Origin of the sequence: Lysinibacillus sp. JNUCC 51 (assembly GCF_015999525.1) — a bacterium.
Lineage (GTDB): Bacteria > Bacillota > Bacilli > Bacillales_A > Planococcaceae > Lysinibacillus > Lysinibacillus xylanilyticus.
In genome coordinates, this window is record NZ_CP065545.1 from 3749725 (window position 1) to 3765717 (window position 15993).

Sequence of the window (15993 nt, forward strand, 5' to 3'; positions counted from 1 at the left end):
CCATCACGTCCTGTGATAATGCCTTCGTGATAACATTGTGTAGTTGCTGTCGCTACGTTACCACTACGCTTTCGCGCAAAAAACATCTGCTTGCCCAAGCGGCTTATCAGATGCCCCCAGGAAGCTCTGCTCTGCGCGAAAGCGAAGCGTCAGCAACAAAGTGCCCAGTCGGAACTGATATCAACCACTCGTAATGGTGATGATCCACTTTTACATAAAATTCATTAATTGGTGGAATTAATTTCCGAATTTTTTTAGGAAACACGGGATATTCATGAAAATAGCCGTCACCGCTCCCCATTCATTAACATAAGTTACAATACGTGCGGGGGAGGAGGGTGTAACTGAAAATGAATGGCTCTCATCATCGTTCTCTTTTAACGAACCGAGAACGTGAAATATTTGCGCTTTTATTAGCTGAAAAAACAACGAGGGATATTGCAGAGCAACTTGGTATTAGTGAAAAAACAGTGCGAAATCACATTTCCAATACAATTCAAAAGTTAGGTGTAACAAATCGATCTCAGGCGTTAATTGAGCTGTTACGCTTAGAAGAATTCAAATTAGACTAAATGGACACTTGCTATTTCAGAAAAAAAACGACAAAATAGAACTATTCAACGTATTTTTAGGAGTGAAATAGTTATATGTCGGATGAAGTAACAAAACACTCACCTGAAACCGTTACAACGGTTGAAAAGGAATTACGCTATATAGCGGCGATTGTGAAGCAAAAAGGAAGAGAGATTGTTTCACAATATGCGATTACGCCGCCACAATTTGTTGCATTACAGTGGTTAGAAGAGCTTGGAGATATAACAATTGGCGACCTGTCAAATCGATTATACTTAGCTTTTAGTACAACAACAGATTTAGTGGACCGAATGGAGAAAAATGAATTAGTCAAGCGAGTACGTGACGAAAATGATCGTCGTGTAGTTGTTGTTCATCTTCTCGAGAAGGGCGAACGTATTATTCAAGAGGTTATTGAAAAAAGACAGCAATATTTGCAAGAGAAGCTTGTTGGTTTTAACGAACAAGAAGTCGCGCAATTATCAAGCTATTTAGAAAAACTACATGTACACATGAAACAGGATTGAGGCGGAAAGTATGAATGCCCCGATAGGCGTTATTGACTCAGGAGTAGGCGGTTTAACCGTAGCAAAAGAAATAATGAAACTATTACCAAATGAAACGATCTATTATATTGGTGATACAGCAAGATGTCCGTATGGTCCAAGAAGTCGTCAAGAAGTACGAAATTTCACTTGGCAAATGGCAAAAGCACTAGAAAAAATGAATATCAAAATGCTCGTCATTGCTTGTAATACAGCGACTGCAGTAGCACTCGAAAGTTTACAAAGAAATATGCCTTTTCCGGTACTAGGCGTTATTAATGCTGGCGCACGTGCAGCTGTAAAGAAAACGAAGCGACATGAAGTCGTTGTGCTTGCAACAGAAGGAACAATTAAAAGTGGGGCGTATGAGGAAGCCTTACTATCATTGAATACGTCAACTCATATAATTCCGCTGGCTTGTCCAACATTCGTACCACTTGTAGAAAGTGGCGAATATAAAGGTGAATTTGCAAATAAATTAATAGCAGAAGGCTTAAAACCGTTGATAAATGAACAATTTGATACGGTCATATTAGGATGTACGCACTATCCAATTTTGCAAAAACAAATTGAAGCTGTTGTAGGAGAAGAAGTTTTTGTCCTTTCTTCTGCAGAGGAAACAGCGAAGGATGTTCAAGAAATGCTTGAATATAATGGCACTTTGGCTGATCCAGACGCTGTGCCTGCCCATAAATTTTATGCAACTGGTTCAGTACCGATTTTCCGTTCAATTGCTGAAAGTTGGCTTGAGCAAGGTACTCTCCATATAAAACGTATGACATTAAAATAAAAGATCAGCTTAGCTAGGTGCTAGGCTGATTTTTGCCGTTTTTAGCATTATACATAAGGGACAGGGCACTTTTTTGAAGGTGAAAATTATGTTAAGATGAGTGCGCGAAAGTTTTTAGGAGGAACGAAAATTATGACAAGATTTGATGGAAGAAATGTAGATGCGCTGCGTCCTGTGAAAATAGATAGTGAGTATTTATTGCACCCAGAAGGCTCAGTGTTAATTCAAGTAGGCAATACAAAAGTAATTTGCACAGCAACGATTGAGGAGAAAGTTCCTGGATTTTTACGTGGACAAGGCAAAGGATGGATCACTGCAGAATACTCAATGCTACCTCGTGCAACAGCACAGCGTACAGCACGTGAATCATCTCGAGGCAAAGTAAATGGCCGTACAATGGAAATCCAACGATTAATCGGTCGTGCATTACGTGCTGTCGTTGATTTAGAAGCACTTGGTGAGCGCACTGTGTGGATTGACTGCGACGTGATTCAAGCAGACGGAGGGACACGTACAGCCTCAATAACGGGAGCATTTGTAGCGATGACGCAAGCAATTGCTAAGCTTGCAGAAGAAAAACAATTAACTAAATTCCCGGTGACAGACTATTTAGCTGCAACAAGTGTTGGTATTGTAGAGGATCACGGAGCAATTTTAGACTTAAACTACGTTGAAGATGTTGCTGCTGCTGTAGATATGAATATCGTAATGACAGGAGCAGGACGATTTGTTGAGCTACAAGGGACAGGTGAAGAAGCAACCTTCTCTCGTGAAGAGTTAAATGAACTACTGGCGTTAGGTGAAGCGGGCATTCAACAATTGATTGCACTTCAAAAAGAGACACTAGGTGAATTGGCTAACAAAGTGGGAGGAAATGAATAACATGAAACAAGTAGTCATTGCAACTAAAAATAAAGGAAAAGCAAAAGATTTCGAAGCGTTATTTGGTCCACTTGGCTATGAAGTAGTAACGATGTTTGATGTTGCCCCAGAGATGGAAATAGAAGAAACAGGCACTACCTTTGAGGAAAATGCAATCTTAAAGGCAGAAGCATTGGCAAAAGAACTAAACACAATTGTTATTGCTGATGATAGTGGCTTAGCTGTTGATGCATTAAATGGTGAACCAGGTGTTTATTCCGCACGTTATGCTGGTGATCATGATGATGAAGCAAACATGGTTAAACTATTAGAAAACCTAAAAAATGTCGAAGATGAAAACCGTACAGCACGTTTCTGCTGTTGCATTGCTATTGCAGGGCCTGGTTTTGAAACGACAACAGTTTTTGGTACATGTGAAGGTGTTATTGCACACGAAAAACGTGGTACAAATGGTTTTGGTTATGATCCAATCTTCTTTGTACCAAGCTTAAACCGTATGATGGCAGAGCTAACAGCCGATGAAAAAGGGGCAATTTCCCACCGCGGGAATGCTATTCGTAAGTTGAAGGAACAATTACCTAATCTTATAAAATAAGAGGTGATATCCATGCAAATACTGGTCATGAGTGATACACATGGCGATAGTAATGTGATTGAAAAAGTTCGTGGCTTTTACCCAGAGATTGATGCTTTCATTCATTGTGGAGATAGTGAGCTTCCTTTCTCGCATGAAGCATTGGATGGCATGAATAAAGTACGCGGAAATTGTGACATCGATAAAGCCTTCCCTGATGAGGTAATATTCGATTTAGAGGACGTCACACTCTTTGTAACACATGGCCATTTATTCAATGTTAAAACTTCAATCTTGTCATTATCATATCGTGCCAAAGAGGTAAACGCACAAATTGCGTGCTTTGGTCACTCTCATATACTTGGGGCGGAAATGATTGATGATGTGTTATTTTTAAATCCGGGGAGCTTATTAAAACCTCGTGGTCGTAAAGAAAAAAGCTTCGCCATTGTTGAGGCTGAGGACACGTATTTTGAAGTAAAGTTCTTTACGGATGATAATAGCTGTATTTCCAGCCACAAGTTTATGCGAAAATGATGTAACAAAAGCGCTTAAGTTTTAGAAACTTTAAGCGTTTTTTGTTTTATCCAGGACCGATCGGTGAAGATGAATTGGTAAAAATGGCTATGAATTGTTTATGATGAAGTAGAAAAAATAAAGATAAACGTAACAAAGGAGATAACATGGAAAATACAATAGGATGGAATTTTGATAATAGCTATGCCCGCTTACCAAGCATTTTTTATTCATTAATTAATTTAAATCCAGTTCGTTCACCAGAGTTAATAGTGTTAAATGAATCAGTTGCCAATTCACTTGGATTAGACGTTAAAGCATTGCGAAGCGAAGAAGCAGTAGCGGTTTTTGCAGGTAACAACAATCCGACAGGTGGCACACCCATTGCACAAGCTTACGCAGGTCATCAATTTGGTCACTTTAATATGCTTGGAGACGGAAGAGCGCTGTTATTAGGTGAACAACTAACACCAGCTCATGAACGCTTTGATATAGCGCTTAAAGGCTCGGGAAGAACACCTTATTCCCGTGGAGGAGATGGCAGAGCAGCACTTGGTCCTATGCTACGTGAATATATTATTAGTGAAGCCATGTATGCACTTGGCATTCCGACTACTCGAAGTTTAGCTATCGTGACGACAGGTGAAATGATCCTTCGTGAAACAGAGCTTCCAGGGGCAGTTTTAACGCGTATTGCAAGTAGTCATTTGCGAGTGGGAACTTTCCAATATGCAGCCAACTTTGGCAATGAGGATGAGCTAAAAGCTTTGGCGGATTACGCTTTGGAACGTCACTTTCCTAATGCTGATGAAGCTCAAAATCGTTATTTAACCCTACTACAGGAAGTTATCAAGAAACAAGCATCTCTCATTGCAAAGTGGCAGTTAGTTGGTTTTATTCATGGAGTCATGAATACAGATAATATGACCATTAGTGGTGAGACGATCGATTATGGACCTTGCGCTTTCATGGATACGTATGATCCAGCAACAGTATTTAGCTCTATTGATCGACAAGGCCGTTATGCGTATGGTAACCAACCTAATATCGGAGGATGGAATTTAACACGATTTGCTGAATCATTAATACCGTTAATCCATGAAGATCAGGAAGAAGCTATACATTTAGCTCAAGAGACTCTAAAGCAATATCCTGAGCTGTATTATGCAAACTGGCTAACAGGTATGCGAGCAAAGATTGGGATATTTAACGCTGAAGATCAGGATGGGGCACTCATTGAAGAGCTTCTAAAGTTAATGCATCAGCATCAAGCAGACTATACGAACACATTTATCGCACTAACCTTCGATAAATTTGATGAATCAACGTTATTTAGTACAAATGAATATAAAGAATGGCATAAGAATTGGCTCGCAAGATTAGAAAGACAGCAGGAAACAAAAGACATGTCTCAACAATTAATGCGTGATCATAATCCAGCGGTTATTCCACGAAATCACCGTGTAGAAGAAGCATTAGAGGCTGCCGTTGAACAAGGAGATTATAGCGTAATGGAGCGATTACTGGATGCTCTTGCTCAACCTTTTGCGCATTGTAAGGAGCAGCAGGAGTATACAACATTACCAACACCATCTAATCAACCATATCGAACGTTTTGTGGCACATGAGTTGAGAGTACAATTGTGAAGGAAATCTTTGTGGGTTTTGACGTACTTTTATCGAAGGTGATTTCCGGGCATGGATAAACAATGTCGCTGAACGGTTTGCTTTCGCACAAAAATGCATCTTACTGAAGCTTCATTTTATTACGGTGAATTTGAGTACATGCTTAGTAAAGCGGTTGATTGGAGTGGAGACTGGGCGACCCATTGGGGATCAGCGAATAGAGGAACGAAGGCTAAAACCATCACTGTCCTGTGATAACGCCTTCGTGACCAACATCGTGTTGACCCGAGACCTTGGAGCGAGCAACACGAGTGAAGCGGCTCATCGGACGCCCCCAGGAAGCTCTGCTCTGCGCGAAAGCGAAGCGTCAGCGGCAAATGTTTTATCTGTGCGAAAGCGAAGCGTCAGCGGCAAATGTTTTATCTGTGCGAAAGCGAAGCGGCAGCAACAAATGTTTTCATGTAGCGAAAGCAAAGCGACAGCTACAAAGCGCCCAGTCGGAACGGAAATCAACCCCTCGTTTTGCAGAAAAGTCATACCTGAATATGAAATTTTAATTTCATTGACGTAATAGTTTTTAATAACACGAAAACGAAGGATAAATTCTTCGTTTTTTTATTTTGAAAAAATGTCACTACATAAATTCCTGAGCATACGCTATGTATGAATATTAGAGAAGGAGAATGTGTAAAGTGCATAAGTATTCAAAAGGTTGGTTTGTGAAGCAACTTCGAGATCATGGTATTTTGGTACATCCACAATATAAAAGTCATTTAGGAAATTATAAAGAATCCGAACTGCGCAATTTATATTATCGATATGTTGAAAAAGAAACGTTAGATTCAGAACAAAAATAGACATTTTCGTTTGAATAACTCCTTTGTAGGAAAGAACTTAACTACAGAAAGGAGTTATTTTATGAGGAGTAAACCATGGATTATGACGCAAATATGGCAAGATGTATTGTTTCTACATTGGCCGGTATCACAGAAGGATTTAGAGCACTACATTCCACAAGAGTTGCAACTGGATCTCTATGAAAATAACGCTTGGCTTAGTGCTGTCCTTTTTAAAGTAAAAGGACAACGATTAAGATTTCTACCACCATTCCCAGGAGTAGGTTCCCATTTGCAGCTTAATGTTCGGACATATGTTACATATAACGGCATGAAAGGAGTCTACTTCTTTAATTCAGATGTTACGAATCGTTTTATTGTACAAATAGCTACAATGGGCAGTTTATCATATCGTCATTCAAAAATAGCTTTAAAACAAAAAGAGAACAATTTTTCTTTTACAAGTTTATATCACGGTGCACAGGATGAAAGGTTGAAAATTTCATATCAACCGACTGATAGTGAAATAACTAGTTCTACCTTTGAAAAATGGTTAGTGGAACGTTATCATTCATGGTCAAAGTGGAAGAGTTCACTATTTCGTATAGATATAGATCATATGCCATGGCAACTACAACGAGTTCATATTAATATTGAAAGCAATACATTAGCTCCATTTGTGAAGGAATCTATACAAGGCATTCAACCGATTGCTCATTATTCAAAGAGTAAAGAGGCTAAAATTTTTTCACCAATTTTGGAAAATAAAAAAATTCGTTAACGTTAATTAAAAAGATAAAAATTGCATTACAATGGTGCTTGCAATCATATCCGACATAGCAAGTGCCTCTGCTTCAATGTCATCAAAAACTTGAATATTCTCTTGGAACGCGCTAAAGCATGTGTTAATACGACGATACGCCTTTTGTTGCTGCATAGACTTCAGTATGGGGCTCAGACATCTCCGCGCGTGTAGAGGCTATAGAAACAATTGAGCCGCCATTGGCATTTGCTCGTAATTTTTGCAGCCTCCCTTGAACATAAAAAGACACTCAATCAATATGCCTTGGCATAATTGCGTCCGGAATCGGCTTTGTGCTTGCACAAAGAACTCCTTTCCGATTCCGTGACACCCGCTGAAAGTAGTTAAATTTTGTTTGAATCATATCATTCCATTCATCCAATGTCACATCATAAAAAGATTTATGTTGAAATTTACCCGCATAATTAATTAAAATATGGATAGTACCAAAATGATCAACTACTTTTTGCATTAAAGAAACGATGTCCGGTTCTTTCGTAACATCTGTTTGAACAAAACAAACAGAATAACCTTGCACAAGTAAATCTTTTTCTAATTGCTGTCCTAATCCTTTATTTACATCGGTAGTAACTACATTGGCACCATTTCGTGCATACTCTTGCACATTGCCTTTGCCAATACCTTGCGCACCACCAGTTACAACTACGACTTAATCTTAAACATATTGCTTCCTCCAGTTTGTTAACCTTTCATTATTTTAACAAAAGTAGTTATGAGGGGGCATAATGGGGTGCAGGAAATCATATAATATTATTAATGAGGCAAACCTTGCCTTCATAGTAAAATTAATGTTGACATTTTGATATAAAGAACATATAATAAATATTGTCCTTGATGTGGACTACATAAAAAATAACATCATGTCTCAGTAGCTCAGCAGGATAGAGCAACGGCCTTCTAAGCCGTCGGTCGGGGGTTCGAATCCCTCCTGGGACGTCAATGTAAGCCTTACAGCCACAACGGTTGTAAGGCTTTTTATTTTTATGCATAAGTGTATATTTTACATATTGGTGCCCAAGAGGTGCCCAAATCACTCTTTATCATCAAAAAGTTTATCAAAATGAGAACTTGCTCGTTGATCAGTTTCTTGTAAAAGATGTCCATAAGTATTCATTGTTGTCGTAATATTCGAATGGCATAATCTCGACTGAATAACTTTTGGGTGTTCTCCAGCATGAATTAATAGGGTAGCTGATGTATGTCTTAAATCGTGAAAACGAATTCTAGGTAAATCAGGATTCCTTTTCATAAAACGGTCCCACCATTGACTTATTGAATCAGGGCGATATGGTTTACCAAATTCATTTGAGAAAAGAAAAAAATGTTCCTTCCATTCCTGATCATCTCCAGCCTCATCTAATTGATATTTTTTAACTGCAGCAAGTGTAACTAAATCATTCATTATATTCGATGGAATAGTTACAACACGTTTCCTTTTCCCCTTTGTCTCTTTTACAATGATTCCTTCTCCACTTAAATTAACTAAAGCTTGTTCTATTAAAAGTGTATTGTTTTCGGTGTTTAAGTGTTTTTCTTCTATTGCTACTAATTCACCTTGGCGTGCAGCACTTACAACAGCCAGTTCGACCAATAATCTTTTTTCAGCAGTTTCACGATTGTTTAATCGTTCAAACAACAATTTAACTTGCTCAGCGTTATATGCTTTACCTTCTTCATATTTAAGTTTTGGTAGTTTATTTCTTTTGTTTCCCTTAAAAAGGAATATATCCCTTGAAAAAAGAGAACGTTTGTTCTATAATAAAAAAGAACACGTGTTCTATATTGATTTTAAAAAATAAAAAGGGGTTGATTTCTTTGGCATTTACAGTCAAAACAGAAGCAGAAAAAATCTTTACAAATTTAATGGGAACAGGAGCTAGTCGATTACCATCAGACCCTGTTGGCTCTGATAATCGTGCTGACTTTCATGGGATCTTTTCGATGGATCCAACAGTTGAATTGTCAATTCAACGAGCAGGAAGCCAATTACTTTTTTTAACTGCTCTTTACCCAAATGCTTCTACTTCTACGGTGAGAACAAACATATTGGCTCGTATTCATCGCATCTTAAATATGTATGCGAAAACTATTGCGAATTATAATCAGGGTGGACCAGCAGGTGGATTGGGTCCTATGGGTCTTTATTCAGCTTACGCTTTAGCGAATGAGGGTAAATTCGACTACACTCTAGCTGGTACAGCAGTAACAAGAACACAATTACTATCTTATTTGAACACATATTTAAATATTCCAGATGATTCACTGCGTAGTCGTTTAGAGGAAGGAATACTTAATAAGGATTATCGGACTGTTGTTTCAACTCATTCTTATTTCAATGGTACAAAGCATGCTTGTTTTGCGTTAAACGGAGCAATTATTAAGTTAGGAGCTAAGTTCTTTATTCATACTGCTATTAAAGGGGCCGGGAATACTACTTACACTGCTTATAATAATTTCTTTAATAAATTAGCGAATAACTTACGTACTAAATTTGGTAATACCCGAATGAATAATGGCCTGAGTGAATTATGTTTACCTATGGGTGGTGGTATTTACAATGACGATAACAATACTACGGTTAACCAGGTTAGGGGGTACTTCCCATCTGCGGGCTATAATGCGCTTATTGTGATGGGTCTTAATTTTGCAGCGAGAGCCTATCGTTGTGCAGAGCTAGAGTTATCTGCCAAGGCTCCACAGCTAAGGCATGTGGTTGCTTTACCTACTTATGTATGTTCAACAGTGGCTACGGAATTAGCCAATTATTATAAATCGTTCACTGCTTATTCTAATCAAGCTTTTGAAATAGGTGGACCCAATTTTGTTGCATTAGGGGCAAGTAAAGATAATGGTTGGCTAGATGTAGCGAAAAATTGGTATGATTATCAAAAAAATGGAAAACAAGGACCATCGAATTATAATGCAGGTACATTTTCTAAAGAAGGAAGTGGCTTCTTAAATCTAGCCTATCAAGATGCTAACGATCCAATTTCTGTCACATCTTACCTCTATTCAATGACTTGGAATGGAGATCATACTTTGGTTAATACCACTATTGGGAATGCAATTAAAGCGAAATCAGGAACATCTTTATCGAGCCCATATTATATTGCGTCAGCTCATGTTGGCTTCAAAGCAAACGCTGGAGCATCTCGAGTACTTCAAGGCTTAGCTGGTGCCATGAATAATGGAGTAACAACACTAAATTAAAACATATTTAGAAAGAATCACTATGTTATAGAGGAAAGAAATTAAAAATTTAAGCCCATTAGCTTAATTGGTAATGGGCTCTTTCTATAACTTAGTATCATTTTTAGTATACTTCTCTAGTTATTGCTTAAAAAATATCAAATATATTATTTAACCTAATACTACTTAAATAAGAAAGTTCAAAAATAAATTTAAATGAGGAGAATGTTTGATGACACAGGTATTTATAAAACCAGCTGAAGGAGTTTATACAAGCCTTTATGGCATGAGAAGTGGTTCAATGCATTATGGAGTTGACATTGCAAATAGTAGCTCCAATGTACCGGTACACGCTTCTGTTGCGGGTGTGGTTAACAAAGCCGTTGGTGGTTGTTCTAATAACGGTTCTATCGGTAATACATGTAATGGTGGTTATGGAAACTATGTAATAGTTCGACACAGTATTGATGGGAAAACATATGATACTCTTTATGCTCATTTACAAGCTATTAGTGTCACTGTAGGTCAAACTGTAAATCAAGGTGATAAAATTGGTGTTATGGGGAACAGTGGGAGTTCAACTGGTCAACACGTGCATTTTGAAATCTATGAAAAAGCACGAGTGTCTCAATCGGAAGCGGTAGACCCTATGCCTTATTTAAAAGGGGATAAGCCAACAGCTAACTACCATACTTATGATGGAACTTGGGCAACGATTACAATTACTCAGAAAGCAAATGTGTTCAAAAATGTTGGATATGAAATTATCGGTCAACTTGAAGCCGGTGGAAAATACAAAGTGTATGGTCAAAGAGAATATGCAGCTGATGGAACTCTATTCTATAATGTAGGGTCTGGTTATGTTCACCATGCTTACGGAACTATTGCTAATCACCATGCAACTGTTACAACTACTATCAATACGTATAGCACTCCTAATGGAGCAATTAAACGTCAATTAGCACCAGGATCTTATAAAGTTCATGCAGCTAAAGACGGTTGGTACAATTTGGGCACAGAATGGGTAAAAGCTGACCAAGTATTAGTAACTAAAAATTAGAATTAAAAGATATTTTAAATATACTTTGTATGTTTAATAAGGTAAAAGACTAGCAAAGCAATTATGCCATGCTAGTCTTTTTTGTGTTTTAATTAAGGATAAATGAAAATATCATTTAAGTAGAATAACTAAAGGGTGCCCACGAGGTGCCCAAATAAATATAAAATTAGATAAAAAGGTAAAAGCATTCTATTAAATTATTCTTTAACTGTAGATAAATGTGCGGTATAGCAAGCTTTTATAAAAGTGTATAAAAGTAAGGAATAATATAACCACAGCCTTCTAAGCCGTCGGTCGGTGGTTAATGTTGTGGAAGATAGTCTTGGACGTTTATTGTTACTTTAGAAGCTGAAATAAGAATTTCTTTATTTGCTTCAAAATATGGATCTAAAATATTGTAAAATGCTTCCCATTTTTCTTTGGTTTTTTCTTTTTCTTCTTTTTCATCAAGGGATAAGATTTCTTCATAAAGCTGTTTTAATTGCTTGCTATCTGCTTCACTAACTTTGAAATCAAATTCAGCGATGTATTCATCAAATGTTTGAGGCTTTATGGACTGGTTAAGTAATTCAGTGAATTCCTCCCATAGCTTCCCATACAACTCTTCATTTTCATCTTTTGAGGCTTTTTGAGCTTCCTCGTAAATAGTTTTTAGTTTGGCTAAAGCTCCAGCTGGGATATTTAATTTCATGCCTTCCATATACTCTTCGAATGTTTCCGGTGCATATAGTTCATCTAAATATGGTTGGAGGATTTTATCAAACTCTTCATATTTTTTGTTTGCCTTTTCTTTATCACCACTTTTTTGAAGCTTTACCCATTCTTCATAAATTGCTTTAAGTTGTATGTTATCGTTTTCTTTAATAACTATATTTCTTGAATTAAATCCGTAATCTTTCATATACTCTTCAAATGATTGAGGCTGCCTATTAGCTAATGTATACGGTGTATTGATTTTATTTATTTCTTCGAAAATTTTTTCTAGTTCCTCATGTTTCTTTTCTATCTCTTCATCTGTTAATTTTCTCTCTTTTGAAAGTCCTTTTTGCAACTGCTTCATTTCATTGAACAATTTTTCTAATATTGTTAAATCTTCTTTTGACATCTCCTTAGGGAAGTCTTTTTTAAATACTTCAAACGTGAAGAAGTCTGAATAACTCTCTACAATGTTACCTTCTACATAGATTACCTGTCCTTCTACTAATTTCATTTTTTCTATTTGCTCATCTGAAAATTTATGGAAACTGATAAAGTAATTTTTATCATCTTTCCCTTTAAGGTTTATCCCATCGGAGTAGATGTCTTTAATAGTTCCTGTAATTTTTTGTTCAAGTTGAACAGTAATACTACTATTATCTTTTGTTTCTACTGATGCAGCCCCTGCTTGAAGTGGTGTCAGAACAGCCATTCCTATTGTTAAGGCAGATGCAAGCATCCAAGTTTTTTTAAACGGTTTTTTCATATGTATTTCTCCTTTTATTTTAAAATAGTATTTACTAATAATTGGACGATTTACCATATATAAAAGTTCGTTGTTTTAAAAAATAAAATAGAGAATGGATGAAAAAACCACTCCGTGAAGGGAAGTCTTATTTTCTTCCTTTTAAAAAAGAAGTTGGAATCAGTGTTATGGATTTTTTTAATAAACTTAGAATTGATAAATCCTTATATTATTTAGAAAAAACTGAATTTCCCGTACATGAAATTGCTAATCAAGTGGGTATCCATGATTCCAATTATTTTAGCAGATTGTTTAAAAAATATATGAAATCCAGCCCCACGGAATATCGGCATCTAATGAGGAAAATTTAAAAATATATTAGGCGTCCTGCTGTATGCCTTTATATAACAGCAATAGTCAAAAAAGAGTTTCTTATTTAATCAAGAATTGGGTACAATTATTAAATAACACTTAGATTTAAACTACTTTATTGTTATTTTATTAAGTAAAGTGAAGTATCTTACAGAAAAAATTTAAACTTTAAAACCCCGTACTAATTTTAGAACGGGGTTATGCTTGTTATCGCTTTTTTTATGAAATACAGTAGTATAGTGGATTTTATGAAGTAAGAAAAACGCTTAAAAGCTTGATATACAAGGTTTTTAAGCGTTTTTTTGTTTGTGGGTTTTTTCGATTAGATTCGATTGAATATTTTAAGGTGAAAACACGAATCCAGAGTGAGACTTTCAGCAATCACGATTATTGCCTTGAACGTGCCGTACAACATTTAGGTGGTTTGAGTGTGGAACCTCTCAAATACAGTGGGCATAAGCTGATAATATATGTCGAATTGAAAGGGTGTCTTGTTCATGTATCCTTATCCTCAATTTCCTTATCGCGATTATAGATCTATGTCCAACAGTTATTATTACGCCCCTTATTGGTCGCCATGGAGCAATGGTGCCCTTGAATTAGATGAAAGACATCGTTTGCCCTCACAGCAACGACTTACCTTTGTGCTTGTGCATGGTGCTTGGGCTGATGCTCATTTCTGGGATGGAGTAGCGGCAGAATTGCGCAGTCGAGGGCATGACGTTTATACACCTGAATACGCAGGTCACGGTGAAGATCCGAATAAAAATGTCACGCACGCGATGATTACGAAGTCTGTCGTTGATTTTATAATAAAGTGGAATCTACGTAACTTTGTTCTTGTTGGACACAGTTTTGGAGGATCAGTCATTCAAAAGGTTGCAGAGCAGGTTCCGGATCGCATTAAGCGACTTGTCTTCTGGGACGCGTTCGTACTGAAAGACGGAGAATCAGTTGCTGACGAATTCTCGCCCCAAATGTTACAAGGTTTTGAACAGCTCAGAGCCAGCTCGAAGGATGATACGATTTTTATACCGTTTTCCCTGTTTAGGGATTCATTCGTCAATACGGCCTCTTTGGAGGTAGCTAAACGGATATATGAAAGCGTTACTCCGGAACCGGCTAAGCCACTTTTTGAGAAACTGGATCTTAAAACGTTCTACTCGCTACCTACCCCCAAAAGCTATGTCTACTTCTACCAAGACAACGCATTGCCACGAGGAGAGAATTATGGCTGGCATCCGAATATGTCCAGTCGGCTCGGGCAGTTTCGCCTAATTGTAGGTGACGGTGACCACTTTACGGACACGCGTACAAGGCCGGCTATGGTGGCACAGAAGTTTTACAAGGCAGGTCGTGACTGACTACTGAAAGCAGAAGTAAGTTAATGATTAGCTTTAATAAATCATAAAAAGACAACTTTGTGAGGATCAACAAGAACCAAGTTAGAACCAACTGAAAAGTGCTTTGAATCCTTTGTTATTAAGGGTTTAAGGCACTTTTCTTTTTTTATATTGTTCATTCTTAATGTGGTCAGATCAACTGCTTTGAAAATTGTATTTTGTTGCATCACTTAGTCTCTGTTGGGTTATTCACATGCCATTTAATGATGCTCTCACTAAACTATATATCATTCTCCCCCGTAAAGATTCTTTTGTAAATTAGAATAATTTATTTAAAAAACGGAAAGAAATATGTGTAAAAATGTAGGAGTTGATCGTTATGGAATTTGATAAAGAGTTAAAAATTTACTGCTACAGCTGTCGTAAAAAAACTGTATTTACACGTAAGGATATGCATAATAAAAGTGGGGTAGATAGTCATTGTAGTGAATGTTCAGGTATTTGGTTTGAATGGCAAAATCGAGCCGTGGAGAGAGAAATGGAAAAGTGGATTGAATATAACCAAAGGCTCATAAATTAACTGAATGTCCATTTTTAACATCCACTAGTTAAAAGAATTTATTATATTAATGATTGAGCTGTTTCATAAATTTAATCCCTTTAGTTTCAAAATTGGTTGAATTAGGCATTATTGAAAAGTTACCTGGAACAAAACTAGCAAGTTAACCACTTCTGGAGCAACAGGATTGATTGAGGAAGCATAACAAAAGGACTTGTGTGAATTTTACGCACAAGCCTTTAGATTGATGTATAATGGCTATTGTTTTATTGTTGGAATAGTCCTCAAAAATATTGATCCATTATTTTTCTACACCATTTTCAACATAAGATTCTAAAACAACTTTATTTTCACGATTTAAGTAATAGTAATACGTTTTTGAATCACCTTCGATTTTAACGGAAACCATCCAATTTTTTGAACCTCTTAAATTTGCTATGAATGTTTAAGAGAATCCTTTGAAATTCCCTCGCTACCTATTAAATAATCAATTACTGTCTTATTCGTAATTAAATTTAAATTGAATATAGCCAAAATTAATAATAAATAGGATTAATAAACCTAAAAAAATTTATTCCCTCGTTTTATTTGCTTAACTATTGAAAATTTTTTAAACAGAAATTGTAACACTACTGATTATTGATTGGTAGTGAAATAGTAAAAGTGCATAGAAGGTGTTTATTTTAATTATGGAATATGAGTAGTAAGAAACGGGAAGGATGATAATCATTAAAAAAATGAACTAGGCAATCTATTTATTAGTATGTTTAGATTGGATTTAGAAAGGAAATTACTAGCCCTTTCAGAATAAAGTCGAGTATAGTTATATGGGTATTATATTTAATGCAACAAGAGAATAATCTT

Annotated in this window: 16 protein-coding genes, 1 tRNA gene and 1 pseudogene; 15 read left to right on the forward strand and 3 right to left on the reverse strand. The window is 36.6% G+C overall.

Going from position 1 to position 15993, the window contains the following annotated elements:
* Positions 1-350 precede the first annotated feature (350 nt).
* From JNUCC51_RS18080 to JNUCC51_RS18120, 9 genes are all read left to right on the forward strand, one after another.
* The gene (locus JNUCC51_RS18080) at positions 351-572 is read left to right on the forward strand and encodes a helix-turn-helix domain-containing protein (protein WP_004226437.1); all 222 of its coding nucleotides are present in this window, start codon (positions 351-353) and stop codon (positions 570-572) included.
* Between the two features lie 75 nt (positions 573-647).
* Positions 648-1100 carry a MarR family winged helix-turn-helix transcriptional regulator gene (locus JNUCC51_RS18085; RefSeq protein ID WP_337989137.1) on the forward strand — a complete coding sequence of 151 codons (453 nt, stop codon included), beginning with the start codon at positions 648-650 and terminating at the stop codon, positions 1098-1100.
* A gap of 10 nt (positions 1101-1110) precedes the next feature.
* Positions 1111-1908: a glutamate racemase gene (gene racE / locus JNUCC51_RS18090; protein WP_337989138.1), complete on the forward strand. Its 798-nt coding sequence runs from the start codon at positions 1111-1113 to the stop codon at positions 1906-1908.
* A gap of 132 nt (positions 1909-2040) precedes the next feature.
* Positions 2041-2790, forward strand: coding sequence for a ribonuclease PH (gene rph / locus JNUCC51_RS18095; protein ID WP_337989139.1), 750 nt, complete (start codon positions 2041-2043; stop codon positions 2788-2790).
* A 1-nt stretch (position 2791) separates the two neighbouring features.
* Complete coding sequence (locus tag JNUCC51_RS18100) at positions 2792-3385, forward strand: XTP/dITP diphosphatase (protein WP_337989140.1); 594 nt, start codon at positions 2792-2794, stop codon at positions 3383-3385.
* A 12-nt stretch (positions 3386-3397) separates the two neighbouring features.
* Positions 3398-3901: a metallophosphoesterase gene (locus tag JNUCC51_RS18105; protein WP_337989141.1), complete on the forward strand. Its 504-nt coding sequence runs from the start codon at positions 3398-3400 to the stop codon at positions 3899-3901.
* 146 nt (positions 3902-4047) lie between these two features.
* Positions 4048-5508, forward strand: coding sequence for a protein adenylyltransferase SelO (locus JNUCC51_RS18110; protein WP_337989142.1), 1461 nt, complete (start codon positions 4048-4050; stop codon positions 5506-5508).
* A 681-nt stretch (positions 5509-6189) separates the two neighbouring features.
* Complete coding sequence (locus JNUCC51_RS18115) at positions 6190-6363, forward strand: DUF2639 domain-containing protein (protein ID WP_337989143.1); 174 nt, start codon at positions 6190-6192, stop codon at positions 6361-6363.
* A gap of 61 nt (positions 6364-6424) precedes the next feature.
* The gene (locus JNUCC51_RS18120; protein ID WP_337989144.1) at positions 6425-7123 is read left to right on the forward strand and encodes a YqjF family protein; all 699 of its coding nucleotides are present in this window, start codon (positions 6425-6427) and stop codon (positions 7121-7123) included.
* A gap of 104 nt (positions 7124-7227) precedes the next feature.
* On the opposite strand, the pseudogene JNUCC51_RS18130 reads toward JNUCC51_RS18120, so the two are convergent.
* Positions 7228-7784 (reverse strand): annotated as a pseudogene (locus JNUCC51_RS18130) (SDR family NAD(P)-dependent oxidoreductase); the annotation flags it as partial.
* 243 nt (positions 7785-8027) lie between these two features.
* On the opposite strand from JNUCC51_RS18130, the gene JNUCC51_RS18135 reads away from it, so the two are divergent.
* A tRNA-Arg gene (locus tag JNUCC51_RS18135) sits at positions 8028-8101 on the forward strand.
* Positions 8102-8195: 94 nt separating this feature from the next.
* On the opposite strand, the gene JNUCC51_RS18140 is transcribed toward JNUCC51_RS18135, so the two are convergent.
* A complete protein-coding gene (locus JNUCC51_RS18140) occupies positions 8196-8801 on the reverse strand; it encodes a site-specific integrase (protein ID WP_337989146.1) in 606 nt (201 codons plus the stop codon).
* A 179-nt stretch (positions 8802-8980) separates the two neighbouring features.
* On the opposite strand from JNUCC51_RS18140, the gene JNUCC51_RS18145 reads away from it, so the two are divergent.
* Positions 8981-10375 (forward strand): calcium-binding protein, encoded by a 1395-nt coding sequence (locus JNUCC51_RS18145; protein ID WP_337989147.1) that lies wholly within the window; start codon positions 8981-8983, stop codon positions 10373-10375.
* A gap of 211 nt (positions 10376-10586) precedes the next feature.
* Positions 10587-11414, forward strand: coding sequence for a M23 family metallopeptidase (locus JNUCC51_RS18150; RefSeq protein ID WP_337989148.1), 828 nt, complete (start codon positions 10587-10589; stop codon positions 11412-11414).
* Between the two features lie 301 nt (positions 11415-11715).
* Here JNUCC51_RS18150 and JNUCC51_RS18155 read toward each other — a convergent pair whose 3' ends face one another.
* Positions 11716-12876, reverse strand: a complete 1161-nt coding sequence (locus JNUCC51_RS18155; protein ID WP_337989149.1) for a hypothetical protein — start codon at positions 12874-12876, stop codon at positions 11716-11718.
* 167 nt (positions 12877-13043) lie between these two features.
* On the opposite strand from JNUCC51_RS18155, the gene JNUCC51_RS18160 reads away from it, so the two are divergent.
* The 3 genes from JNUCC51_RS18160 (at position 13044) to JNUCC51_RS18170 (ending at position 15150) form a co-directional block, all read left to right on the forward strand.
* The gene (locus JNUCC51_RS18160) at positions 13044-13226 is read left to right on the forward strand and encodes an AraC family transcriptional regulator (RefSeq protein ID WP_337992257.1); all 183 of its coding nucleotides are present in this window, start codon (positions 13044-13046) and stop codon (positions 13224-13226) included.
* 498 nt (positions 13227-13724) lie between these two features.
* Complete coding sequence (locus JNUCC51_RS18165; protein ID WP_337989150.1) at positions 13725-14591, forward strand: alpha/beta fold hydrolase; 867 nt, start codon at positions 13725-13727, stop codon at positions 14589-14591.
* Between the two features lie 358 nt (positions 14592-14949).
* Positions 14950-15150, forward strand: a complete 201-nt coding sequence (locus tag JNUCC51_RS18170; RefSeq protein WP_337989151.1) for a hypothetical protein — start codon at positions 14950-14952, stop codon at positions 15148-15150.
* Positions 15151-15993: the final 843 nt, after the last annotated feature.